This window comes from Zunongwangia endophytica (assembly GCF_030409505.1).
Taxonomy (GTDB): domain Bacteria; phylum Bacteroidota; class Bacteroidia; order Flavobacteriales; family Flavobacteriaceae; genus Zunongwangia; species Zunongwangia endophytica.
This window is the reverse complement of the sequence record NZ_JAUFPZ010000002.1, coordinates 1,187,999-1,213,070: the sequence shown is the minus strand read 5'-3', so window position 1 is coordinate 1,213,070 and position 25,072 is coordinate 1,187,999. Positions and strand designations below refer to the sequence as shown.

Annotated in this window: 22 protein-coding genes; all 22 read right to left on the bottom strand. The window is 30.1% G+C overall.

What is annotated here, in order from left to right; genetic code table 11:
- Nucleotides 1-41: 41 nt before the first annotated feature.
- A complete protein-coding gene (locus QWY91_RS05475) occupies nt 42-950 on the bottom strand; it encodes a hypothetical protein (protein ID WP_290232407.1) in 909 nt (302 codons plus the stop codon).
- A 199-nt stretch (nt 951-1,149) separates the two neighbouring features.
- The gene (locus QWY91_RS05470; protein ID WP_290232405.1) at nt 1,150-2,130 is read right to left on the bottom strand and encodes a hypothetical protein; all 981 of its coding nucleotides are present in this window, start codon (nt 2,128-2,130) and stop codon (nt 1,150-1,152) included.
- Between the two features lie 223 nt (nt 2,131-2,353).
- Nucleotides 2,354-2,983, bottom strand: coding sequence for an AbiU2 domain-containing protein (locus QWY91_RS05465; protein ID WP_290232403.1), 630 nt, complete (start codon nt 2,981-2,983; stop codon nt 2,354-2,356).
- A gap of 73 nt (nt 2,984-3,056) precedes the next feature.
- Nucleotides 3,057-3,923: an IS3 family transposase gene (locus QWY91_RS05460; RefSeq protein WP_290232401.1), complete on the bottom strand. Its 867-nt coding sequence runs from the start codon at nt 3,921-3,923 to the stop codon at nt 3,057-3,059.
- Entirely contained in the window at nt 3,920-4,309 is a 390-nt protein-coding gene (locus QWY91_RS05455) for a DNA-binding protein (RefSeq protein ID WP_290232399.1), read from the bottom strand. The genes QWY91_RS05460 and QWY91_RS05455 overlap by 4 nt, the downstream gene beginning before the upstream one ends.
- Before the next feature lie 208 nt (nt 4,310-4,517).
- Nucleotides 4,518-5,570 (bottom strand): serine hydrolase domain-containing protein, encoded by a 1,053-nt coding sequence (locus QWY91_RS05450; protein ID WP_290232397.1) that lies wholly within the window; start codon nt 5,568-5,570, stop codon nt 4,518-4,520.
- Between the two features lie 165 nt (nt 5,571-5,735).
- On the bottom strand, nt 5,736-6,554 hold the full coding sequence (locus tag QWY91_RS05445) for a hypothetical protein (RefSeq protein ID WP_290232395.1): 819 nt from the start codon (nt 6,552-6,554) through the stop codon (nt 5,736-5,738).
- Between the two features lie 163 nt (nt 6,555-6,717).
- Entirely contained in the window at nt 6,718-7,434 is a 717-nt protein-coding gene (locus QWY91_RS05440; RefSeq protein ID WP_290232393.1) for a hypothetical protein, read from the bottom strand.
- Between the two features lie 222 nt (nt 7,435-7,656).
- The gene (locus QWY91_RS05435; protein ID WP_290232392.1) at nt 7,657-8,235 is read right to left on the bottom strand and encodes a hypothetical protein; all 579 of its coding nucleotides are present in this window, start codon (nt 8,233-8,235) and stop codon (nt 7,657-7,659) included.
- Between the two features lie 259 nt (nt 8,236-8,494).
- Nucleotides 8,495-10,045, bottom strand: coding sequence for a HEAT repeat domain-containing protein (locus tag QWY91_RS05430; RefSeq protein WP_290232390.1), 1,551 nt, complete (start codon nt 10,043-10,045; stop codon nt 8,495-8,497).
- Between the two features lie 167 nt (nt 10,046-10,212).
- Nucleotides 10,213-11,325, bottom strand: a complete 1,113-nt coding sequence (locus tag QWY91_RS05425) for a hypothetical protein (RefSeq protein WP_290232388.1) — start codon at nt 11,323-11,325, stop codon at nt 10,213-10,215.
- A gap of 164 nt (nt 11,326-11,489) precedes the next feature.
- On the bottom strand, nt 11,490-11,999 hold the full coding sequence (locus QWY91_RS05420) for an SLATT domain-containing protein (RefSeq protein ID WP_290232387.1): 510 nt from the start codon (nt 11,997-11,999) through the stop codon (nt 11,490-11,492).
- Between the two features lies 1 nt (nt 12,000).
- Nucleotides 12,001-12,906: a hypothetical protein gene (locus QWY91_RS05415; RefSeq protein ID WP_290232385.1), complete on the bottom strand. Its 906-nt coding sequence runs from the start codon at nt 12,904-12,906 to the stop codon at nt 12,001-12,003.
- Between the two features lie 171 nt (nt 12,907-13,077).
- Entirely contained in the window at nt 13,078-13,950 is an 873-nt protein-coding gene (locus QWY91_RS05410) for an XAC2610-related protein (protein ID WP_290232383.1), read from the bottom strand.
- 223 nt (nt 13,951-14,173) lie between these two features.
- Nucleotides 14,174-14,689 carry a hypothetical protein gene (locus QWY91_RS05405; protein WP_290232381.1) on the bottom strand — a complete coding sequence of 172 codons (516 nt, stop codon included), beginning with the start codon at nt 14,687-14,689 and terminating at the stop codon, nt 14,174-14,176.
- Between the two features lie 222 nt (nt 14,690-14,911).
- Nucleotides 14,912-16,090 (bottom strand): PIN domain-containing protein, encoded by a 1,179-nt coding sequence (locus QWY91_RS05400; RefSeq protein WP_290232380.1) that lies wholly within the window; start codon nt 16,088-16,090, stop codon nt 14,912-14,914.
- An 823-nt stretch (nt 16,091-16,913) separates the two neighbouring features.
- On the bottom strand, nt 16,914-19,208 hold the full coding sequence (locus QWY91_RS05395; protein WP_290232378.1) for an nSTAND3 domain-containing NTPase: 2,295 nt from the start codon (nt 19,206-19,208) through the stop codon (nt 16,914-16,916).
- 945 nt (nt 19,209-20,153) lie between these two features.
- On the bottom strand, nt 20,154-20,765 hold the full coding sequence (locus tag QWY91_RS05390; protein ID WP_290232376.1) for a DUF4377 domain-containing protein: 612 nt from the start codon (nt 20,763-20,765) through the stop codon (nt 20,154-20,156).
- Between the two features lie 301 nt (nt 20,766-21,066).
- The gene (locus QWY91_RS05385) at nt 21,067-21,411 is read right to left on the bottom strand and encodes a hypothetical protein (RefSeq protein ID WP_290232375.1); all 345 of its coding nucleotides are present in this window, start codon (nt 21,409-21,411) and stop codon (nt 21,067-21,069) included.
- 374 nt (nt 21,412-21,785) lie between these two features.
- Complete coding sequence (locus QWY91_RS05380) at nt 21,786-22,223, bottom strand: hypothetical protein (RefSeq protein WP_290232372.1); 438 nt, start codon at nt 22,221-22,223, stop codon at nt 21,786-21,788.
- Nucleotides 22,224-23,136: 913 nt separating this feature from the next.
- Complete coding sequence (locus tag QWY91_RS05375; RefSeq protein WP_290232370.1) at nt 23,137-23,715, bottom strand: CPBP family intramembrane glutamic endopeptidase; 579 nt, start codon at nt 23,713-23,715, stop codon at nt 23,137-23,139.
- Between the two features lie 358 nt (nt 23,716-24,073).
- Nucleotides 24,074-24,613: an NUDIX hydrolase gene (locus QWY91_RS05370; protein WP_290232368.1), complete on the bottom strand. Its 540-nt coding sequence runs from the start codon at nt 24,611-24,613 to the stop codon at nt 24,074-24,076.
- Nucleotides 24,614-25,072 lie beyond the last annotated feature (459 nt).

The following is a 25,072-nucleotide window of genomic DNA, read 5'->3' as shown; positions in this document are numbered from 1 at the left end:
TACGTTGTTGTGCTTAGTGCTTTCCGCAAACTTGCTCAAATTTACATTTCAAAAAAGCGCACATAGATATTTCCAGTTTCGTTCGCTTTTCTTCTTTTTCTATAAAGCAAATCCGTTAGTTTTACTCGTCCTTCTAAGATTGCCATAATATCAGAGCCATCCATAATTATTATTGACTTAAAATCCGGTGAAATTGCTTGAGGTGTCAATCCATCCATTGTTATTAAAAGCCCCATTGCAATTTTTAATTTGCTTTCAACTTTGTAAGTAAACGAAGCTAAATCTCCTCTATTAACTTGTTGTTTCCATTTTGCTTCAAGTAAATAGTCCGTTTTATCAAACGTAAATGCGCCATCAATCTGCTCGCCATAATTTTTAAAAGAGCCTTTTGGGTCTAACTCATACAAATAAAACAAATCATTTAAAAAAGATTCTAATTCGAAACCTCTTTTTTGTTTGTCTTTTATCATTGATATAGTCGTAAACCTATCCTTTAAGATGTTCAGTTCGTCATCAAGTGATTTATTTTGAGCAATTCGTTTTTCAACTTCTAATTTTCTCTTTCTTGATTCGTCTTGTTCTTGTGTTATTTGAATGTATCCTTTAGTATGTTTCCTCAATTTCTCAACAGCAGCTTTAGCTTTCTTTTTCATCGAGCCGTCATCATCCCAAAAGTCCAAATGCGAAAAATCATTAAAATCTGTTACAGCCAGAAGTAAATTCATCAAATCGTCGTGATAGATGTCAGTTCGATTCGTCATTCTTTCAACCAATTCCTTTACGCTTTCTCGTTTTGTAACAGTCCAATCAACAGTACTAACAATAGCCGAATTATTTAAAGTCAATTTTACAAAATCTCTTAAATTGTCTTTCTTCCAATAAATAACAGATAAAGCTTCCTTTAGAGCTAAAATTCCGTGTGCAGATATTTTTTTTGAGGTTACATTCATAAAAGGTAAAATATATTTAAATACAAAGATATAATTTTATGAATAGGCTTTTTTCAGCATTAAGCACAACGTGTTTGTATATAGTTTGTTGCGTGGTTTAAGTACCCAATTTAGCAAATAAAAACCGAATAGAAAATCTGCGAGGATTTTCGTAAGTAGGCTAGAACTAGCAATAAATTATATACGGTGTTGTGCGTAGTTATTTTTCCGTTTGCTTATTTATCCAATCCATTAATTCATCTTTATTTATTTCATTCCAAGTTGTCTGTGTATTCCGATTTTCGGATTGATTATATTCCGGTTGTAAAACAATTAATTCCGTATTTTCATTTCCTGCAAGTTCTAATTCAGCTAAAAATCCAACTATGTCAGTCGAATTGTTTTCATATAAGGTTCTGTAGTATTTTTTTAGTCTATATTTTATTTTAGGCTCAATGTAAGCTCTAACAGCATAATTTTTGTAAAATTTAATATTTTCATTATTTTCATCAGAGTAACTATAAGTCGAGAAATTGTGGTAATTATCTTTTGCAGTTTTGGGCGTGCCTTTCAAATAGGTTTCCAACATAAAATTCATAAATATTGGCTCCCAAAGGTTAATTCGATTTATTTTTATATCTCGTTTGTGTTGTTGCCATTTTCTTATCCAATCTAATGTGAAATCACAAATAACAACTCCTTCTATGTTAACCTGAAAATCATAATCTCCCTTTTTGATAAATTCAATATACTTCATCGCTCTATGACCTACTAAACTTGCACCTAAAAAGAAAATATTTTCATTAGGTAAATTATGTTTATTAAAAACCTTTTGAATTAAATTATGAGTATAATTCATAGATGATTTAGAAAAGTAAAAGTCTAAAGGGATTTCGGTTGAAATTGACAATACCGCAAAGTTATTTTCAGATGCTTGACTATACATCTGCTTTGAACTAAAATTCTTTTTGTCATACTTTGAGTCTTCGAGGAAAATAAGTACACCTTTAATCTCTTTATTTTCAGGAAGCATTAGAGTATAACCTTTTTGAATAAAAGGCAAAAAGTCCTTTTCTCCTATTCCGACTTTTAGACTATCATTTTTTACAGGTTCGTAATATTCAACCATTTTCTGTGAAAAAGATTTCGTGCTAAAATTAGTCAGGAAGAGTATAATTAATACCTTAAAAGGTGTTTTCATTATCGTTTTTTTAAATTACGCACAACGGTATTGTATATGAAAAGTAGCGCTGAAAAAGTGCGCAAACCATTCGGTTGAACTCAAGCCGAATTTTTAAATTTTTCTATTTATCTTTTTTTCTCAAATAGCCAAATTTAAAAATTTGGCGACCTCGAAAAAGTGCCCGAACCTTTGTGTTGGCAACAACTCGCGCTATTTTTTATATACATTGTTCTATGCAGTACTATTCCGTCATCTTTTTGAAAAGTTCAGACCTTTCCTTTTCTTCAATAACGTTCATTTTGCATAATTTCTCTATTATGTTTTCGAGACTTGTAGCTGGCGAAGCTAAAATATCAAATTGCATAGATGTTTCGTAATGAACTAGATATAATTCTTTAATCAAGTCTTTAACTATTCCCAAAAGTTTTTCCGTTTGAGTATGACTAACTAAATTCCTTATATCTTGATTATTTCTGTCTTCGTGAGCATAAACTTTGTCTCTTTGCTCTATTAAATTGTCAATTAGATGCTTATTATCCTGAATTCGGATTAAAATTGCATCTAAAAATTCGGCATCGAAGTTTAGTGATTTAAAATATCCATTTGGTTTAAGTTTAGATACGAATTTTGGAATATTAAATTTCTCATTTTCTTTCTGATTGAATAATTTTGACAGCTCCAAGACAGTATTCCTCCAAAAATATATCTTGCAGAAATAGAAGAAAGGATTTATGTTTTTTAAATAGCTTTCATATTCAGAGGAATCAATGTTTTTGTAAAGCTCTTTATTTATCAAGAACGTTTCTTGGGCAGAAAAGTATATGTCTTTAATCCGTTTTAAATCATTCTCGAACTCTTTCTTTTTACTCATAATTTGATGATTGGCACGATGTTTTGTATTATACTGAAATAGGTTGACCATTTTTGGTTCAATTTTGGACATTTTAAATGGTCAATACTTCTAAATTCTGTTTGTTCCTTTTGTAGGAATGATAGTCTACATTTTTGTTCAAATGAACAAAGTTAGGGGTGTTCAATTTGAGACTAAAATGTGGTCGCTTATTGTTATAAATTTCCACGGCTCGTTTGACCATCTTCTTGGCTAATTTAGTGTTTTTTATGGTACGTTTTAAATCGTATTCATATTTGAGTGTTCTGTTAATGCGTTCTGCTATCGCATTTTCATAAGGATCATACTTTTCGGTCATACTCATAAGTATTCCTTCTTGCTCAGCGAAGCCGGTATATAGTGGATTACAATACTGAATTCCTCGATCGGAATGATGGATGAGTTTCTGATTTTTGTATTTTCTATTTTTAAGCGCCATTTTAAGTGCATCTATACAAAGAGAGGTTTTCATATGGCTTGCTAGTTTATACCCCATAATTTGCTTTGAATAGGCGTCTGTGACCAGAGCCAGGTAACTATGGCCACTCTGTGTTTTGATATAGGTGATATCGCTTACCCAAAGTTGTTCAGGTCTACTAGGTACTTTATTCTTTATCAAGTTTTTGTATTTAAAGAATCGATGTTTTGAATCGGTTGTAATATGGGATCGCTTTAATTTAGGAACGAGTAGGTTATTCATTCGCATTACTCGATAGAATTTATCTCTTCCTATTTTGATACCGAGTCGGTTCATATCATCCTTTAATTCTTTATAGAGTTTAATCCCACCGGTACGCATTCCATACTTACTTCGGTAGTCTTTTATAAGCCGAATGATCAGCTGTTGCTGAACTTGTCTGGTCTTTTGAGATCTTAATTGTTTATAAAAAGCTTGTTTAGAAATCCCAAAACATTTGATCAACCATTTTCTTTTGAACGGTTTAGTTTCTTTTTTTCGATCTCGTCTGCTAATGTTTTGGGCAAAGACTTTTTTGCCATATCAACTCCTGTAATAAGTTCCATGTCAGCAATAATATCTTGCTGGAAGTCTTTTACAAACTCGAGTTCCTCTATTTTTTCTTTAAGTTTCTTGATTTCATCTTTCTTGCTCATCACTAGTTTCTTTTGTTCTAAAGTACTGTATTTTTTTAACCAGTAATAGATGGAAGCTCTGGAAACTTGATATTTAATAGCAGCACGATTAATAGAAATCTGTGCATTTTGGATCTGATCGATGATCAGCAGTTTAAGATCGTAACCTACTTTTTTGTAGGAATTTTTTCGACAGTGTTCATTTTGTTCATTCATTAGGTATAGTACTAAAAGGTTTAATTTTTAGTCAACCTATTTCAGGAAAGTACATCAGGAGTTATTTTGGCTAACGGTCTCGTATAATCGTCAGTTGCGGTTTGGTTAAAAACTAAGATAGCTAAAATTCCTGACTTTTATACTTACGCGATCGTGTCCGCAGGACACAAAGCCGCAATTGCTATTATACGTTGTTGGCGGTAGTTTTTTATTCGATAAGGCTAAATATTTTGTTACTTATTTGTTCTAAATCTGCCGTGTCCGTATTGCAGAGAATAATCAATATTCTATTAAATTCTTTGTCCGTTATAATTTCTGAGTTAAAACCGTCGATATTTCCTCCTCGTCTCAATACAGGAAAAGAATATGTTTTATCATCCAAGAAAAAACCATATGTCGGAAAACCTTGTAACCAATCTATGTAATTCTCATTCTGTTTTGTAACTAAATATCTAATATTATTTTTTTTAGAAATCAATTTGTTATTACGTAATGCATTGAGTAATTTATGTAAATCTTGAGTAGTAGAATAGATTTGACCTGCACCGAAATAATTTGATATAAATCTCCTATCATTGTAAAGTTTATCCTCGGGTTTTCCACTTCCAAAAGTATAATTATGATAGCCGTAAGCGAGATTAGGAATAACTTCGCTTTCATTTATAAAACCTGTATTGTTTAATTCTAATGGTTTTATAATCATATTGTTGATTGCGTTCGAAAATTTTTCTTCTGTAATATTTTCTATGATTTTTGATAGCAGAACATAATCCACATTATTATAATTAAAATCGATTGTATCTAATGGTTGCTTTCTTTTGACAAAATCTTTGATAAAATCATCTATTTTATATTTAGAAAGATAAGCTTTTATAGGTTCGTTATACAACCCGGATTTATGAAGTAAAAGGTCAGAAATTGTAATATTTCCGCAATTCTTTAGTAAACTATCAATATATTTTGTGACTTTATCCTTAAACTGAATTTCTCCTTTTTCTTGAAGTTGTAAAATTGAAATTGCAGTAAACAATTTTGTGGTTGATGCAATCGGGAATTTTGTATTGTTATCAATTGGAACTTTAAATTGGAAATTTGCGAATCCTTTATTTAAATCGGTTATTACTTTTCCATTTTTTATTACAAGTATTGAACCGTTAAAATGACCTAATTCGTGCTCTTTATTTATAATACTATCAATTTGTTTCTTTTGTCCAAAACAAAAAGTAGAAATGAATAAAATTAAAAAAAGACTATTTTTCATTGAATTTCTGTTTTTTTTAAAATTACCGCCAACGGTTTTGTGTATGATTTCGTTGCGTGTTTCAGCACTAAAGTTAGCAAATAAATCACAGATAGAAAGTCCGCGAGGACTTTCGTAAGTAGGCTAGAACTAGCAATGAATTATACACGGTGTTGGCAACAGTTTTTATTTTTCGTAAAACTCTTTTAAGATAATATTTTTCCCTTCTTTTAATTTTCTCAATTCACTTAAAATATAATATCTATGCATAAACCCGCAAAGCACAACAATTTTTTTACCTTGATTCTTTTCAGAAATTTGCATTATGTTTTTAGCCATTGTTTGATTTCTTAAATCCCAAAAAACATCAGCTAACTGATATCCATCTCGGTAACTAATTTTTTCTCCGTTTGGTTTGGTATGAAAACGAGTTGCAAATTCATCTCTTTTATTCGTTATTTTTTTTAGCATTTTATATTGATAATATTGTCTTTCGGCACAAATACTGTCAGTTGATGCGTTATTGAATTTTTCGGGGGATTTAGATGCTAATATTATTAATGGATCTAAGAGCGCTTTGTATTTATTATGAATTTTAGCTTCTTTATCAGATAATAAACCAACATTATTTAAACTATCTATGAGTTTTGTTGTTAATCCATCTGTAGGTCGTGAGCCAGTATTTATCCTATATTCATTTCTACCTTCAAATTCATATGGTCTCAATTTAGTTGTCGGGTATTTTTCAATATATTTTTCCGATGCCATTCGTTCATTACTATTTGAAACATTTTTGTGTCTAAAATTAGAAGTGAAGAAAGAAGAGTCTAGTTCTTCTAATATAAAATCGGGTTGTACATCTTCCAATATATTGAAGAGAATCTCAGAATTAAAATTATATTCTGGTTTATGAAGTGTTCCAATAACTATTATCTCAGTTGACTTTTCAGTTTTACAAGATAAAAGTGTTATTAAAATCAGTATTATTATTATTGGTTTACTCATTTTTTAAATTGTTGCCAACGTGATTGTGTATGATTTCGTTGCGTGTTTCAGCAACTAAATTAGCAACTACAAACCAAATAGGAAATCCGCGAGGATTTTCGTAAATAAGCCTGCACTAGCAATGAATCATACACGTTGTTGTAAGTAGTACTTTCTCGCTAATTTATAAATTCGGATTTGGAATTGTACTTTCATTATTCCATTCACGATTATGCCAAAAAGTATTCGTTTCTGGTCTTTTATAACCATAAAGTCCACGACTACTTTTCATAACTTTTAATTCTTCTCCTTTTCTCCATAAAAACCCAATATCAACATTTCCTTTGGTTTCTAAATTTGGGTCTTCGTATCGTGTGAAATTTAATTTATAACCTGTAATCCAATCTGGAATTTCAGAAATCAATTCATTAGCGATTTTTTCTGCTTCCGCTTTGAAGTTCGCTATATTTTTTTGTCCGTAAACAACAATATTTCCACGTAATGTATTAATTCCGCAATAAGCTGTAGATTCTATTGAACCATAATAATCTGGTTCAAAATTTTTATGATTCTCAAACTGTGATTTTATTTTTTTGTCTAAAATTTTAATAACATCGTAATGATAATAGCTATCTATTTCTTTTAATTTCGAAATAGGAATATTCAGTTTTTCAGCAAGTTTATTATAATCAGTTCCCATTCTTGTCCCAATATCTCCTCCATTATTCCATCTGTCAACATTCATATATTGATGAATATTTTTTATTTGTTCCATTGAAAAGCCATTTAATTCAGCTGGAATTTCAGGAACTTCATTTTGTTTTTTGTCAGATTCAGATTTCGATTCTTTGCAACTTATTCCTAAAGTTAAAATCAAAACGATTAATATTAATTTTCTCATTGAAGTTGGTTTGGGTATTACTTACAACGGTCTTGTATATGGATCGTAGCGTGTAAATTAGCGATATTTATTCGGATTGAGCACAAGTCAGATTTTTAAATTTTACTATTTATCTTTTTTTATTGGAAATCGTCAAATTTAAAAACTTGGCGACTTTCCAAAATGCCTTAATTTCGATTAAGCAACTGATTAGCTATGAGCTATATACGTTGTTGTAAACAGTTAATTTATTTGTTTCCATAGTTCTTTGTTTTCGAAATCATAGAATTCTAAAATTCCTCCTGGATTTGCTTTTAAAATATAACCGATTTTTGGATTTGAATTGATTGTGTCTTTCAGAATGAACAGTACATCATTATAATCTGTTCCATTAAATTGGAAATTCTGATAGTATTCGATTTGTGAATATTCAAAATTATTGCTTGAGAAATTTGTCGGTCCAACTAAACCGAAAGTATCATTTTCCGTAAAGGAAATTAAAATTCCATCTTGAAATGAATTATAATTCTCTTCAAAATATTCTCTGATGAAGTATTCATCTTGCACATCGGTTTGGTAAAATTTTTCCTCAAAACAGTCGTAGTCCATTGCCAATCCAGTAAATGAACTTGGTTCCGTTCTATTATAGTCATTAACTGTAAATTTTAATGTGTCATTTTCGTTGGTGTATAATATTGTATCGTTCAATTCAAATGAAATGTATTCATCGTACTCTTCTGGGAAGCCAAAACAATCGTATTCACAGGATGTTATAGAAATTAATATTATTAGTACTACGCAGAATAAATAAATCTTTCTCATTGGTTCTTTAATTGTAGATGTTGAGACTACCCATAGGTTGCGTTTAATTGTTTACAACGTGATTGTATATGAAAAGTAACGTCGAAATTAGCAATTATTTCTCCGGCATAAAACAAGCCAAAACTTTTGCATTTTGATTTTATCTATACTTTTCAAAAGCCAAATCAAAAGATTTGGCGACTTACCAAATATACCAAAAATTTCAGTTTAGAAAAGACCTAGCTATTTTTTATATACGTTATTACAAGCTGGCTTTCTTTTATTTGAAGTAAAAGTCAAGTCCACTTACTGGGTTTGTTTTAAAATATTGTTTGTCTTCGTGGGTCTCGTTTACAAAGCTGAAAATCTGTTTTGCTCTTTCAACTTCCCCTTGTTTTGGTGTTGAGAATAGTCTTACTGCTCTAGTTCTCCAAATTTGCAAATAGCCAAACGCCAATTGTCTAATGTTCTCGTTTTCATCAATTGTTCCAATCATTAAATCAGGAATTGCTGTCCAACCACCAACTTTGTTAAAGAGTTTTAGCATTGACTTTTTTAATTCATAGTTACCTGTTTCGTAAATGGTTTTTGCCTTTGTCAAAATTTCTTGTCGCGGAATGTGGGATAAAAATTCAATGATTACGTTTCTAAGTCCAATGTATTGGCTGTCAAGATTGGCAAAAGCAAAGTCATAAGCACATTCTTCGTCAAGTTTGCAAAGAGCCAAAAATGCTGTCTTTTTAATTTTTATTTTTTTGTCTTTCAGATATGACTTAACTATTTCCAAATACTGTTTACCTTCAGTTTCAGCAAGTCCGCTTAATGACCCAATGACTTGTTTGTTTTCTTGTAAGTTGTCATTGTAAAATTTGGCGAAGTCAATGTTTGAATGTTTAAGCGTGAACCTTGCAAAATTTCTTATTGTCGCGGAACTGTCCGCTAAAAATCCCTTTACTATTGTTTTAAATTCGCTTTGGTCCTTAAGACAGTAAAGTGTTTGTAGTCGAATTTTTGCAGACTTGTCATTGAGTAATTGGTCGATTTCACTTTCACCAAGCATTTCAAAATGCTCAATGGCTAAGTTTCTAATTAAAAAATGTTTATCGTTTAGTAAAAGTTTCAGTTCTGCTGATTTTTGGGTCAGAGAAATTGAAATATGTTTTGCTAAAAGCAACCTTATTTTGTCTGGATATTTTTTGAAATTTTCAATGACATATACTCTGTTTGTCGAAGCTATGAACTTAATAATATCTTGATAAACACCACTTAAGTTCGTCCGTTCGACTTTTTGTAGCCACTCAAAAATTGGCAAATTATCAATTAAGCTGTCAATGTAATTGGTTGTTTTGTAGTTGTTAATGCCGTTTAGTGCAGCTTGTCGAACCGGCAAAACCCAATCAGCTAAGCGATAGATTAAAAATTGAATAGCTCTTGAACTATCAATCTGTGAAAGTTTTTTAACTGCTTTTTCTCTAACGTACCCACTTCCATTTAATGAACTAATTGCTAATAATTCTACATATTGGTCCTTTGGGAAATTTGCTTCATAAAAGTCAATATCACTTTTTGAAATTCCACAATGTTTAAGAGTGTTGTAATATCCTTTTTTGCTGTCAATCTTTTTAAATAGGTGAGTAATTGTCTTGGAAGTGGTTTCTCTTATTTCATTGTTGTCGTCTTTCAGAAACTCTGTCAAGCTGCAAATAAGATTTGAATAACCTTCATTGGCAATTTTAATCAAGGCGTTAATTTTCTCTTCTGTGTTGTCCTTTGAGAAAAACCAAGTCTTGTTAGGTCGTCTTAAAATTTCTATGTATTGCCAAATTTCCATTTCTTGCTGTGTCGTCTTTTAAGCTTGCTTTTAACGTGATTGTGTATGATTAGTGGCGTTTTTAAGTACCTAATTTAGCAAATAAAAAACGAATAGAAAATCCGCGAGGATTTTCGTAAGTAGGCGAGAACCAGCCATTAATTATACACGGTGTTGTAAGTAGTACTTTATTCATTTTTCGGCATTGGCTTTAAAACTAATTCCTCAATTATTTCATAATCTTTATCTCCCCAATGTCTATCTCCTGGAATTGCAGGAATTTCTAACCAATGTGTTACTTCGTCTTTTTCAAGTGATTTCTTTTTAGGGAGTAAATCTCCTCTTTGATTTTTTTGAATGGAATTTAGAGTTTCGTCAAGTTCGTTTATTGATTTGTATTCTGTTACAATAAGTGAAATTAGATTGAAAAGACCAATTAAAGCATTATCAACTTTTTCCTTACTTAATTGTTTACCATTATGAATGAAGTCATTTCGAGTTTTTCTCGCAAGATTGAGAAGTTCATAAACCTCAATTGGAATAAACTCCTTTTGAAATAAAACTTCTATACGTGTAGAAGTGGTCCAACTACGGAAATCTTTAAGGAAATCTTTTCGACCTGCTATAACTCCATTAATTTCTTTATCGATAACTTCTGATTTCCAAATTTGATTAACAAGTTGTTCAATTGAAGTCCAAAGAAAAATTAAACTTTCAGACCATTGATTTCGAACATAATGAGATGTTCCGTCAAGTAACATATTTGGTGAAAGGTTAGGAATCTTGTCAAAAATATTTTTCCCTTTTAGATAAGCGCTTTTTAAGACACTTACACTAATTGACTTTGGTTCAAGTAATTTAATAGAATCCATAGTTCCAACAAGTTTACTTCTTATTGATTTATGAAATCCTGCAATTAACCCTGAACTTCCTCCGTGAATTTTTATATAGCCATTAAAAAATAATGTCCCATAAGAAATATTGTCAGGTTGGACAGATTCAGAATATATTCCACCTAATAGAAGTATTCCCAATGTTTGATTAAATTTCTCAAGTGAATTTTCCTTATTAGCAAAATCTTTAGTTGCTGGCAAAACTAAACTCCCATCGTATCCAATCCCTAAAGAAAAAGGTGCTATTCCAATATCAATAAACGTTGACATTCTATTCAACTTGACATAATCATATTCATTTTCGTTAATTTCTTTAAGTGATGCATTCCAATTATCAGTTTCTCTTTCAATTATTCTGAAAGGTCTACAATTTCCTATTATAATTGGTGTGTGATTATTTTCTTCCAATTTGAGTTTTTGTTGGTTTGGGTATTACTTACAACGTGTTTGTGTATGGCTCGTTGCGGAAAATCAGCTATGATTTTACGCCGCAACCTAAAGATAGCAAATTGCAATGAATTCCGATTAGGAATTTAACCGTAATGAGCTATACACGGTGTTAGCTGTAGTTTTTATTCCTCAATAGTTTCTAAAAAACTTAATTCTTCTGGATATTTTTTCAAATCTTTGACGGTTTTCTTACCCTTTTTAAATTTTCGATTACTTACGTAAACGGATTTTAAATCAGCCCATTCGTTTTTTATTATTTCTATTTCTTGAGTTCTATTTTCATTTGTCATATTAGTATTTAAAATTAACTCAATACTATGTCTCATTTTCTCATAATTGAAACCTATGCGTTTATGATTTTCCGCTTTTTCACTTGGTTTTAAAAATGTTTGAAGACCAGTTAAAATTGCCACAATTAATAAGATAAATGGAAATAAATAATCTTGAACCCAAGGAATATGAATCTTTGGAAATCGATAAGAAAACGCTACAATAGTTGAAATTATAAAAGCACTAATCCCAATCCATTTTTCAAAAGTTGACCAAAATATTGATTGATAACAATGAGCGTATTCTAACTGATGAATTTTTCTCATCCAATCTAATAACATTCTTCTTAGGCTCTCATCCATATTATATTTGGGTATTAATTTTGTTCAATAATTCTGTTGGGTCGATAATCATTTTTCGATTAATCTCCGATTCTGAAATATGTTTAGGTCCAATCACAATAGATTTATCTAATCCGTTTTTCCCAGTAAAAGAAAAGAACGTAGCAGAAGGTAAAGGTGAATTTGTATGACCTGATTTATGTAATTTTCCGGCATCTATTTTATAATTTCCGTTTTTGAAATGTATTTCTTCGGATGTTTGATAAAGTTCTATATCGATTTTTTCATTTACAGCTTTGGACGTGTGTCGGTTTACTTCGTTTAATGAATCGTTATAAACTACTTTGAAAAAAGAGTGTTTAGAATTCTTTGAGTTAATATTATAATCAAATCTGTTATTAATTATTCGTCCTGTTATTACCCAACTTTCAGCAAAAAATGTATGCGTATGAATTGAAAAGTTCTCACACTTTTCTGTATCAATATATTGATTTAAAGAATCGTCCCAAATGTGTAATCTAATGAAATCGAAGTTTTCTAAGGATTCATCAAATTTATATAATGGAATTGACAAAAAACCTTGTGAACCGATTGATGAAATTGTGTAATTTATTGGAATAATTTTGATTGATTTTGAAATTAGTTCCCAAACGAACTTTATATCTAATTTTTTCTTGTTTTCTCTACAGTAAATTATTTCCCTAACTCCAATAAGCCTACAAACTATAGATTTTACGTAAATATCTGTCTCTTTTTTGATTAGACTTATAAGTTTATCAATTGAGACTATTTTTGAATCTAAATAGATTAGCTCACAAATATCATTTTTAGACTTTATAACAGTTTTAAATTCCCCTCCGTATCCTTTGAGTAAAGGTTCGTAAAAAGTTTTAAATTCTTTTTCGCTTATATCTTTGTTTTGATTCATTAATTACTTTGTTTTCAGTTTCGTGGCAAATTACAGCTAACGGTTTTGTATAACAATCAGTTGCGGATTGATTAAACACTAAGATAGCTAAAATTACCGATTTTGTGCTTGCGTGGTCGTATCCGCAATAGACAAATCCGCAATTGTTGTTATACGGTGTTAGCACCAGTTTTATTCACATTCAACTTCAATAAAATCTTTTTGCTTTTCATCATAATCAAGGCATTCTTCTTCTATTAAAACCATTTCATTATCGTCCACTTTATAAGTAGCGTTCCTATGACTTCTACCAGCACAACATTGATTATGTTCGTAAATGAGTTTTGATTCATTATCAAATTCTAAAGAAGTCCCGCTAAAATTACTTTTTATATACTGGTTTGAATTTGGGTCCCTTAAGATGTAAATACTCGAGGTATTTGGTCCAGCATAACTGGCCTCAAAAACGGAAAAATCTTCAATACCGTCAAAGTTGTAATCTCCAACACTCACGTTATCAATTCCGAACAGTTGGCAATCTAATTCTATAGTTTGTATTAGTTTGTCTGACTTTTTTTCAAATATTTTCACACCAGAAATTCTTCCATAGAGTTGTCCTTTTTCTTTTGTGATTATCGTTTTGAAATAATGTTCCTCTGTAGTGTTTGATTGAATAAGTTCCCTAGTTTTCCATTCAACATTATTACCATAATCAATTTCAAAATCTTTTTTTAATGAAATTGGATAAGTTTTAGATCCATCAATACTAATCCATTTTCCTTTAATGGTTTTATCACTTTCTTTGAAATCTTTAAAAATCAAAATGGCAGATTTTTTTTCGGAATAATCTTTTTCTAAAAGTTTTAATTCTCCATCTTCTAATCTACCATTAATTGTAATTGGAGTATCAAATTTGTCATAAACATAGTAAGCACGTGAATCGCCATCTTTGTAATGATACATTATTAATGTTATGTTATACTTTCCTAAATTACCAGAATAGCTAGATTGACTATTTCCAGAAATTGAAGTTAGTATCATTAATAATAAAAGTTGTATTTTCATTTTTGTCAAATTGGTGCTAACGAGTTTGTATATGGAAAGTAGCGTAAAAACAAGCACAATTTATTCGGTTTAACACAAGCCAAAACTTTTGCATTTTGTTTTTAACTTTACTTTTCAAAAGCCAAATCAAAAGATTTGGCGACTTACCAAATATACCGAAAATTTCGGGTTAGGGCAGAAGAAGCTATTTTTTATATACGTTGTTAGCCACCGTTTTTTTCGTTTAACTTACCCAACTTCCGAGACTTTCTTTTTCAATCCATTTTCCGTTTACTAATTTGTAAATCCTTTCTTCTCCGCCACCACATAGTCGTCCGCAAACAGTCCCGATTTGTACATATGCTAAATTGAATGCTTCATTAAATATCGGTTTGCTTATTGAGCAGTATCCATTTTCGCAATTTGTATCAAACCAATCCCAAAATCGAAATTTACTATTTTCTGACTTTTGTTTAAATTCTTCAAACTGTACTTGAGTTAAAATATTCTTGTTAGGAACTAAGTCCGCTGTGATTTTAAACTTTTTGTAAAGTCTTGATTGAATTTTTAAATGAACAGTATCTTTTATATTCAAATTATCCTTTACATAGTCATTAAAATTCGAAACCATTGAATGAGAAACTGCTCTTGGTTTTTCTGTTATGCAACTCGACATTAAATATCCGTTTCTTTTTTCTTCTAAAATATGTGTTATTAATTCATTCGTTTTTTGAGCGTCCAAATCCTTCAATTTTTTCAAATCAGTTTTATTGTCCGTTTTGCAACTAAAATTCAAAATGAGAATTAAAAATGATATGTAGAATGTTGTTTTTTTCAAATGGTGGCTAACGGTCTCGGCTATGAGTAGTTGCGTGGGTTAGTACTTAACTTTGCAAGTAAACACCAAACTGAAAATCCGCGAGGATTTTCAGAAATAGACGAGAACAAGCAATTACTTATAGCCATTGTTGGGCACAGTTTTTTAATTATTCCTTTTGTAGTTAATATAATTATGTTTTAGTTTACTTAATCTTTTCTGTAACATTTCTCTTTCTGTCTCCATTTCTTTTTTATGTTCCATCATTATTCTGTAATGCTCGGGTATTTCCTTGTCCATTTTCTCTCCTTCATAATATTTCGCAATATTTTGTTGAGAATAGTTATCCAAATCATCATCCATATTTCTAATCACATAGTTTAATTCGTCTAATTGTTCTTGACTGTTGACAATTTCGTTTTTAATGAAGTTCAACTTTTTTAAACGATTTTTTTTATGAATTTCAATCTTTTTAATTTCTTCCATTTCGGCTTTTTTCATAGCCATAATTTCGTTTAAAGCTTGTTTATTTATTTGTTCTTTTAGAAATGTTTGTCCATAGCTTAAGAATTTTTCTGATGAATACATATGAAATTCCATACCAGATTTTTCATAAATTTCCTCTACTAATTCCTGTCTTGGTCCCATATTTCGACCATCTTTAATTTTCCACCACCAATCAATTTTTCTTTCATCAGTAATTAAAATGACGTTTTTCTTTTGAGTTTTTGCAATATCTATAATTTGATTCCATAAAACTAAATCTCCGTATTTTCTGTTGTCCTTTTTAGTTTTTTCATCTTCGTAACCAGGTGGTATCTTATTTTTATATCGACTTTCACCTTCTTTAAATACTTCCTCTAACTTTTCCTGATTATATTTCTCAGATATCTTCCCTTTGAAAAGATTTGAAATCTCATCGTAAACAGGGTCTTCTTTTAGATAATCACAGTACTTTTTAATACTTACTTCTACTTCAGAGTTAACATTTTCAAAAACCGTATTCAAATCTTCATCGACCTTTTGTGATAAGAAAGGTGGCTTATTTGTTGTTTGCAAATCCTTTTGAATTTGCGTTATTTTTCCTAAGAACTCTTTGTATGCTTTTTCTTGTTCTGCAATTACTTCGTATCTATTTCTATTATACTCTAAAGCTGACTGATAAGGTAAAAAGATTTGTTGTGAAAACTTTGAAATTAAGTGAAGAATTGTGTTTTTGGTTTCGTTAGAATACCTATAAAGGTTTAATAATACATTTGCATCAAAGGCAATGATTCCTGATTTCCAAATATTCTTTATATCAGATTCTGTTTTCCTTGAATAACCGGGAAATAATTCTTTCATATTTGTTTCGTTAAATTGTGCCCAACGGCTTCGTATAATCGTCAGTTGCGGGTTGTTTAAAACTAAGATAACTAAAATTACCGACTTTTATGCTTGCGCGATTATGTCCGCAGGACAAAAAGCCGCAATTGCTATTATACGTTGTTACCTTTCTGTTGCGACACGTTCTGGTTTAAAGATTTCCTTTAAAAATTATAGTCAGATTTATCGAATATTGGCTTATAAGAGATTTTATTCTTTATTGTTTTTCAGAGTGGGAGAGAACCTTTTGAGATTTAATTTTATGGTGAAATTCTATAGTTTTAAGTTTCTCCAGCGTTGCTTTTAAATTTTAAGTTGAATTTTTCAAGTATTATTTTGGGAGAGATTGATTCCCGCGTAATATTTGGTTTTTTAAGTTTCAAATTCTATCTAATTTCCGCCAAGAAGCTTTATTCTTTGTTTTAGAAGTGAATAAAAATAGTACCTGATTTTATACAATTTCGATAATATTATTCTGATTTGTCGTTTGCGTTGTTGCTAATTTTTTAAGTTCATCTTTTGATTTAAATAATTTTAGGAGTGATTTTTTCGGTTAATTTTATAAATAATTTAGTCTTATTTTATCGAATTTCGAGTTAAATTTTCCTGCGGTTAGTTAGCCTTTTGGGAGAGATTGGGATCAGGAGCAATTGAAGGTAACGGTTACGGTTATCGCAAGTTACGGGAGTAAGGACGCGAAATTGTCGGATTAAATTTTTTTTTCCTGGTTTCTAAAATTACACTTTTTCCGCAATACCCGTTATTTGCGATTAACCGATGTTGGCAACTGTTTCTTAGACAATTATCTTTCGAAGATTGAATCTATATCGTCTTCTAATGAGTAACTAGATCTATAGCTTCCCCTATGATCATCATCATAATAAGAATCACGCGCGTAATTTTCTAAATAGATGTTTGCCCTATGATCCATATCTATGTTTGATACAATATTCCCAATATTAACATCAATTCTATCCAAAGCGGATTGGTTGAAATCTGATAAAAAATCACTAAGTCTATCATATGCTTCGGACTCCGCCCCTGATATGTCAATCTCAAAATCACGATTGCCATCGGGATAATATATATTATTTATATAGTTTGAAAAGTCTATATCCAAGTTATATTCGGATGCCATTTGTTCTAAAAAGACTTCGATATGGTCTTCTACTACTGATAATATATGGGAGTCATTTACATTGAACTCCTCGATAAAATTTAATAATATCTTTAACGTATCTTCATCTAACATTGTATCAATAAATTTATATAAAAAATCATAGTTATCAAACTTCAACTTGTATTCCACTCCTGTCAAAATTCTAAGAAGTTCATATAGATTTTGACCACAAGGGCATTCAGAATTAGTCAGGGTTTTGATGAAAAGTTTTATTTCGGTTTCCAACTGATCATTAAAATAATCTAGATAAATTAATGTTATTAAAAAATCCCAATTTTCCTCTTCCAATTTTTTTTGATAAAAGTTTTTAAACAATTTTTCTTGTACGCTTCTTAAGCATAGTTTTTTTACTTTACCAGATAATGAAATACTTTTAAAATAGCTTATTGCATTCTCGCTATTCAATGAAATCAAAATATTGGAAATTAATTGACTTTCTCCCGAATATGAATTAAGTATAAAATCCGCAATAGACGGATTGAATAAAGTGTATTCATATTTATCAACTCCAATATGATTTCTATTCAATAAAGATTTAGTAGCAAGCTTTCTAACGGCTTCAAAACTTTTATCAGAATGATCACCCAAATTAATGGAATGAATTTCAAGAAATTGGTTATATGATTCTCTTAGTAAATCTTCTGAAATTTTTCCATTGTTATAAACAGTTAAAAATGTCAATGCACGTACGCAATCATCTGTTTGATTTTGAAAGTAATCAGCCCAAATATCCTCGGGGTGTTCTAAGCTCTTTTTAATATAATTCCAATAGTTTTCAGATTTAATATTTCCCACTCTAACGCTATCCGTTACAAAACCTATGATTCTAGGATTAAAATTTCTGTGCTTAATAATTGCCTTATAACGCTTTTCTTGATAAATCTTATCGATATATTCTTTAGCCAATTGTGAATGATATATATGGTTATATAAGATTTTTGCTTTATCAATTAAAGTCAAGTTTTCTACTCTAAGTAAAAATTCGTTATCTCGGATCTTGCCATTCTGAAATTGATGGCTAAAGCTATAAGCCTTATTTAAAATGTTTGTTCTTGAAGTCAAGATGAATTTTTTGGAATTATCTTGAGAAACTCTATTTATAAATTTTACTATATGAGAATCTCTTTTATTATTTATAGCATCATAAAGATTACTTCCCAAAAAGTCATCACAATAGAATAATATCTTTCTTTTTTCATTATGTCTGAATAGGCTTTCAGCTTCACTTATACTTTCTTCAATATCATAGAACTCATATCCTTTTGCGATGTAAATCAATGCTAAATTATCGGCCAGCGTAGTTTTTCCAATTCCTGGTTCACCGGTTAAAATGATTACATTTTTATCCTCTAAAATCTTTAATCCTTTCTGGTGATTTTCAGTTATCGCGTATTTATGGTTACTTCCTTTTATTTCACGTATAGTGTTTTCGCTTCTTCCTTTGATAGCATTATTATAAATGATTTCCAGAATTGAAGAACTTGAAATCCAAAGTTTAAAATTTTGTTCAACTATGTCTTGATTTTCTCTTTTCGACAAAAAACTATTTAAATCTTCTCTCCCGAAAATATCATCTTCTCGAAGGATAAAAGGGGCAAAAATTTGTTTTATTTCTTCTTTATTAGATCTTGATAGATTTTTAGAAGTAACGAAAATGTATTTACTAGGTTTTAGTTTTTGAACTTTTTTAAATTCTTCTGTTTTTAATTTATAAATAAGATTTTTGTAAGGTGTTTCGAAATAGTGCTTGCATTGGATAATTGCCTCTTTTTCTTTGCCAATCCAGAAGCGGCCATCAACTCCTCCATCCTTACCAGGCTTAAAAATCTCAACTCTTTTGTCTAATATTCTTTCTATTATTGAAGCTGATAGTACTTCAAATTCCCTGTCGTTAAGTTTTGAAAAATCAAATTTCATTTAGATTAAGTCTTTCTCAAATTTAAATCTTTTAAATAAGATTATTTTAATGAGGATTTGAATTGCTGTAGAGAAATTGTTGCCAACGTCTTCGTATAATCGTCAGTTGCGGATTGGTTGAAAACTAAGATAGCTAAAATTACTGACTTTGATGCTTGGGCGATCGTGTCCGCGGGACACAAAGCCGCAATTGCTATTATACGTTGTTGTAAAATGTAGCGACACATTCTGCTTGGTACGTTCTACTATTTTGTCCGTTTAAATTATTGGTCAAAATTATCCAATATTAGATTTCTATAGAATGTTTTAAATTTTGAGAGTGGGAGGTAAGTCATTTGATTTTATAAATTTTTATTCTAATTTTTTACATTTTGAATTTCTTTAGGGTTTTGGCTTTTTTAATTCTAAGGTTAGAACTTTCCAATTTTTAGATCTGATTAATTGATTTAGCATACTGCTTTTCCACACAGTTTTTTACTTCTTTAATTTTTTTTAAATTTTAAGTTCTTATTTCTGCGTTCTGTTTTGCGTAGATATTTTTCCGCTATTTTTCTCCGCATTGTTGCTCAAATTTAAGGTCAATTTTCATTTAGAATAAAAACGAGAGAGCGATTTTATCAGTTTATTTTTACTTAAAGTTCTAAAATAATTAAGTCTGATTTTATCGAATTTTGATTTTTTTCTGTGCGACCAGTTCTGCTTTTGGTAGAGATAGGGATCCGGAGCTATTTTTTACAACGGTGCGGTATAACCGTCAGTTACGGGTTAATATGCGTTAATTTTCGGTTTAGCACAGTCATTCGCAATTATGAATGTATTCGGACATAGTCAAATCCGCCGTAATTGCGGTTATACATTGTTATATGCCGTTTTTTTGTTCAATTGTTAAATAGTAGATAAATATTAAAGTAAAATGTTTATTCGGGAACTCAATGATTTTTATACCTATTCTTGTGATATAATATCAATCAAAACGTATTTTACAGAATATGGTTCTGCTTGAATAATCTTTTCCACGTTTAATCTATATGTATAACCTTCTTCATAATCGAATCCTTCTATATTTAATAAAGGCTTCTTATAATCTTCACCACTTTCCTTGACAAATAAGGCTTGTTGAATTCCGTCTTCTAAAAGTGAAATAAATCCAACTTTTGTCGGGCCAACTTCCATTTCAAATTGTTGTTCACTATTTTGAGTAATAGCTTTTTCCTTCGAAAGTGTTTTTATAAATTCAAAATTGATTGATGATCCATCTTGTGGTGGATTTTTTAAAAAAGTTTTTCTTGCCTCTATTTTGTATTCATAACCCTTTTCATAATTTAAGTTTGCATAAATATTCCCTCCATTTGTCAAAATTCTTTTTTCCTGATTATCGCTCTCCGAAAATAATAAAAATTCCCCATACACATCTGTTGAAAAAAGAAATCCTCCAATTCCTGTTTCTGGATAAATTGTCATTTCAACTATTTTTTCCATATCTCCGTCATCGTCTTTAGAACAACTAGAAATAAATATAATTATTAAAAAACATAGTAATATGTTTAAATTTCTCATTTTGGCTATTTTTCAAATTATTATTTAACTATAAGATGTTTATTATATCAAAAGGTTGCGTTATAAAGGATTTTACAAATGGCATATAACGGTCGAGTATATGAAAAGTAGCGCTGAAAAAGTGCGCTATCCATTCGGTTGAACTCGAGCTGAATTTTTAAATTTTTCTATTTATATTTCTTTTTTCAAATAGCCAAAATTAAAAATTTGGCGACCTCGAAAAAGTGCCCGAACCTTCGTGTTTTCAACTGCTCGCGCTATTTTTTATATACATTGTTACCACACGTTTTTATTTTCCATTTCAGAAAATCAGATGTTCAAGTTGATTTCTGATTGAGAATAGAAAAATCAAAATTAAAAGTGTAATCACATTTGTTTTGAAATTCACATATTCTTGCTTTTTATACTTTTTTATAATTCTGTAGACCAAAAATCCGCCAACGAGTAAAATCGGCAGAAAATTTAAAATTAAGTCAACATACCATAAATTTGCAATTCTGCTGGAAGTTGCTCCTGAACCATAAATTAAGAAAAAAGCAAATATCTCAATCAAAATCAGAAGTAATAAAATTCCAAAAAACAGAACTGACCTTATTCCAATTCCGAGATAATTTGTCTTTATTTTCCAAAATTCCGCAGTTTTCAATTCCCTCGTTTTAGTTTTTTTTAAATATTTTGAATGCAATTCCGGCAACAACTATTATCGGAATAACATACATAATTAGTTTTGTCAATCCATTATTCATAACACTACTTGCTTGTCCGCCTTCGCCGAAAACCAGTAAGAAAATTATAGTTTCTAAGAAGTACAAAAATATCAATAGAATTAATAATCCGATGATTTTTAGTGCTATTTTCAATGTTGAGTTCAAATGTGTGGTAACGGTTTCGAGTATGGACAGTTGCGAGCTGGTTAACTAGGTTTTGTCCATTTAAAATAAATGTAGCTAAAAACATCGAATATCGATTAAATATTTAGCCGCAATTGGCTATACGCGTTGTTGTGCGTTCGTACTTTTTTTATTCCAATGTCATTTGCAATACCAATTTCATTCGTCCATTTTTTCCATCACTATTCCGTTCCCAGTAATAAAAATCGTAACGTTTACTTTTATTTTTTTGTCCGAATTCGATTAAGTCCAAAAGTCCGAAAGATAATTTATTCCAATATTTGTCTGATTCCGTTATTCTTAATTTCCGATTTTTTTCATCACGAACGAATAAAATGTATTTACAATTCGAACATCGAGTGTCTTTTCCATAACGAATTGAAATTGTATCAGAATCTTTGATTTCAGATTTCTTTATTTTGATATCTAAGTCTTTAGAAACAGAGTTGAATTTCGCGATTATTTTGTCATTCTTATAAACGTGCCAATAGTCCAAAGTATCTAATTCCGAACTAAATCCTTTGAAGGATAAAGTAAGTAGTAATATGATAATTATTTTACTCTGCATTGTTTTCAGGTATAACGCACAACGGCTCCGGTTATGATTTGTTGCGGAAAAGTCCAACAGGACTTTTCGGTTACGGCTGTAATTTAGCAAATATTCCTGGAATTTTTGGTATAAAATTCCGCCGCAATGAATTATAACCGTTGTTAGCCAATGTAACGACACGCCAAATTTTGTTTTTAGTTCTTATTCTTTAAAAATGTTATCAGATTTATCGAATATCGGCTTAGATTAGATTTTAAATTTTAATGTTTTTCAGAGTGGGAGAGGAGTATAAAATTCTAAAATTTAAAGCGAAATTTTACAATTTGAACTTTTTTCAGTGTTGCTTTTTAATTGTTAGCTGAATTTTCAATTCATATTTAGGGAGAGATTTGTTCTGCGTGATGATTTCCGCATCGCTGATGATTCTAGAGTTTAGATTTCATTTAAAAGTTCAAATTTTCAGTATTTTTTCTCGTGCTTGCCCACTTAAAGTCAGTTTTAGCTTCTAAAAATAGCCGTCAATTTTATCCAATATTGGATTTCATTTATTTGGTTTTTTTATTCTTTAAGTCTTTAAAAATATAGTTCGATTTTATCGAATTTTGATTATAATTTTTTGCGATCAGATCGGTTTTATCAGCGAGTTTTTTCCGCTTTTCTTTTTAAAAATGTTCTTCGTTTTTATGGAATTTCGAGTGTTGATTTTCCTGCGGTCAGTTCGGTTTTCAGAAAGTGTTTTTGTCAGGAGTTATTTTGGCTAACGGTTTTGAGTATGGACTGTTGCGGATTTATTCGCCAGGTTCTGTCCGCTTAAAATAAAGATAGCTAAAAACATCGAATATCGATTAGGTATTTAGCCGCAATTGTCTATACGCATTGTTGGCAGCTGGCTTTTCCCTTCTATTTTATAAAATAAATTCAAGTACTTTACTTAACTAAAGAAATTATTAGATAAATTTATTAATGAATGTATTACTATGGGTATTACTAGATTCCTTGTTTTAATATAAACTAAACTTAATATTATTCCTATAAAAAATGCTGTTGAAAAAAACGAATAATCCAAGTGTCCCAAACTGAACAAAAAACTTGAAATTAATATTGCAGTAATAGTTTTATATTTTTCATTGATTTTTTCAAAGATTATTTTTCTATAAAAAGTTTCTTCCAATATAGGCATTAACAAAAGAGTCCTTAAAGAATAATAGCACTGTTCGAAACTTGTTATATTCCAAGTTATCTTTTGTAAAGAATAGCTGTAAATTTTTTCTTCGTTTAAAATTTTATCTATTAGGTCAGGTAAATCCAGAAATGGCCAGATAACAACAATTAAAATTGTTACAAAAATACAAACCATAATATTCCTTAAATTAGGAATTTTTACATTCTTAAGAGTATTATTTTTATAATAATATGTATAAAAACAAACCACAATTAACAATCCTAGATCAATACTAATAGCCATTTCGGTTCTAGTATAATCATCATTTTCAATAGTCGTATTCACCATTAAAAATAACGAAATTTGAAGAACTACTAATAAGAGGAAAAGGCCCAAAACTTGGATAATCGGATTGTAATTTTTATACGTCAAGATATTATCTTTAGGTCACATTTATTTTTTATGTGTAATTTTAGCTTGCTGCCAACGAGTTTGTATATGGAAAGTAGCGTAAAAACAAGCGTCATTTTTTCGGTTTAGCACAAGCCAAAACTTTTGCATTTTGATTTTATCTTTACTTTTCAAAAGCCAAATCAAAAGATTTGGCGACTTACCAAATATACCAAAATTTACGATTTAGAAAAGAAGTAGCTATTTTTTATATACGGTGTTGTGCCACGTATTTTTCCCAATTATTTTTGTGATTTTACAAGGTATAAAATTCTTCTAATATTTTCATTTTCCAATTTTCATTTTCCTTGTACTGAAGTAAAGTTCCACCCCAAACTTCATTTGGTTTGGTCATTGTTTTTTCAATCATTTCGTTAATGTGAGGGAAAGTAATAGTTTCAATTGCTTTGTCAACAGATAGCCACTTTATTTCTTCAATTCCATCGGGTTTTTTAATATTCTCTTCTTTTACTTTTGCAGTATAAACATTTCTCAAAGATGTTGATTTTTCTCCTTTTAGCTCTCTTTTTAATATGAAAACTCCATTTAATTTAAGGTTTTCTATTTTAATTCCATACTTTAAGGCAATACTGTCCAAGCCTTTTTTAATTGATAATTCTTTAGTTTGGTACATTCCTGGCGTTACCCAAAAATCAGCGTTCTCAATTTTAACTACCATTAATTCATTTTCAGCGTTCAAAATTACAAGTCTATGGAATATTGGAATGTCCTTTTCAACTTGAGCATTAACTGATTGAAATAAGACAAAAAATATTAGGATGACAATTTTTTTCATAATAGTGTTTTTTTATATGTGGCACAACGGCCCCGGTTATGATTTCGTTGCGGATTGTTTTGAGCGGACTTGTCCGCTTCGCCTAATTTAGCAAATATTCCTGGAATTTTTGGTATAAAATTCGGCCGCAATGAATTATAACCGTTGTTAGCCAATGTAACGACACGCCAAATTTTGTTTTATTTCTTATTCTTTAAAAATATTATCAGATTTATCGAATATCGGCTTAGATTAGATTTTAAATTTTAATGTTTTTCAGAGTGGGAGAGGAGTATAAAATTCTAAAATTTAAAGCGAAATTTTACAATTTGAAGTTTTTTCAGTGTTGCTTTTTAATTGTTAGCTGAATTTTCAATTCATTTTTAGGGAGAGATTTGTTCTGCGTAATGATTTCCGCATCGCTGATGATTCTAGAGTTCAGATTTCATTTAAAAGTTCAAATTTTCAGTATTTTTTCTC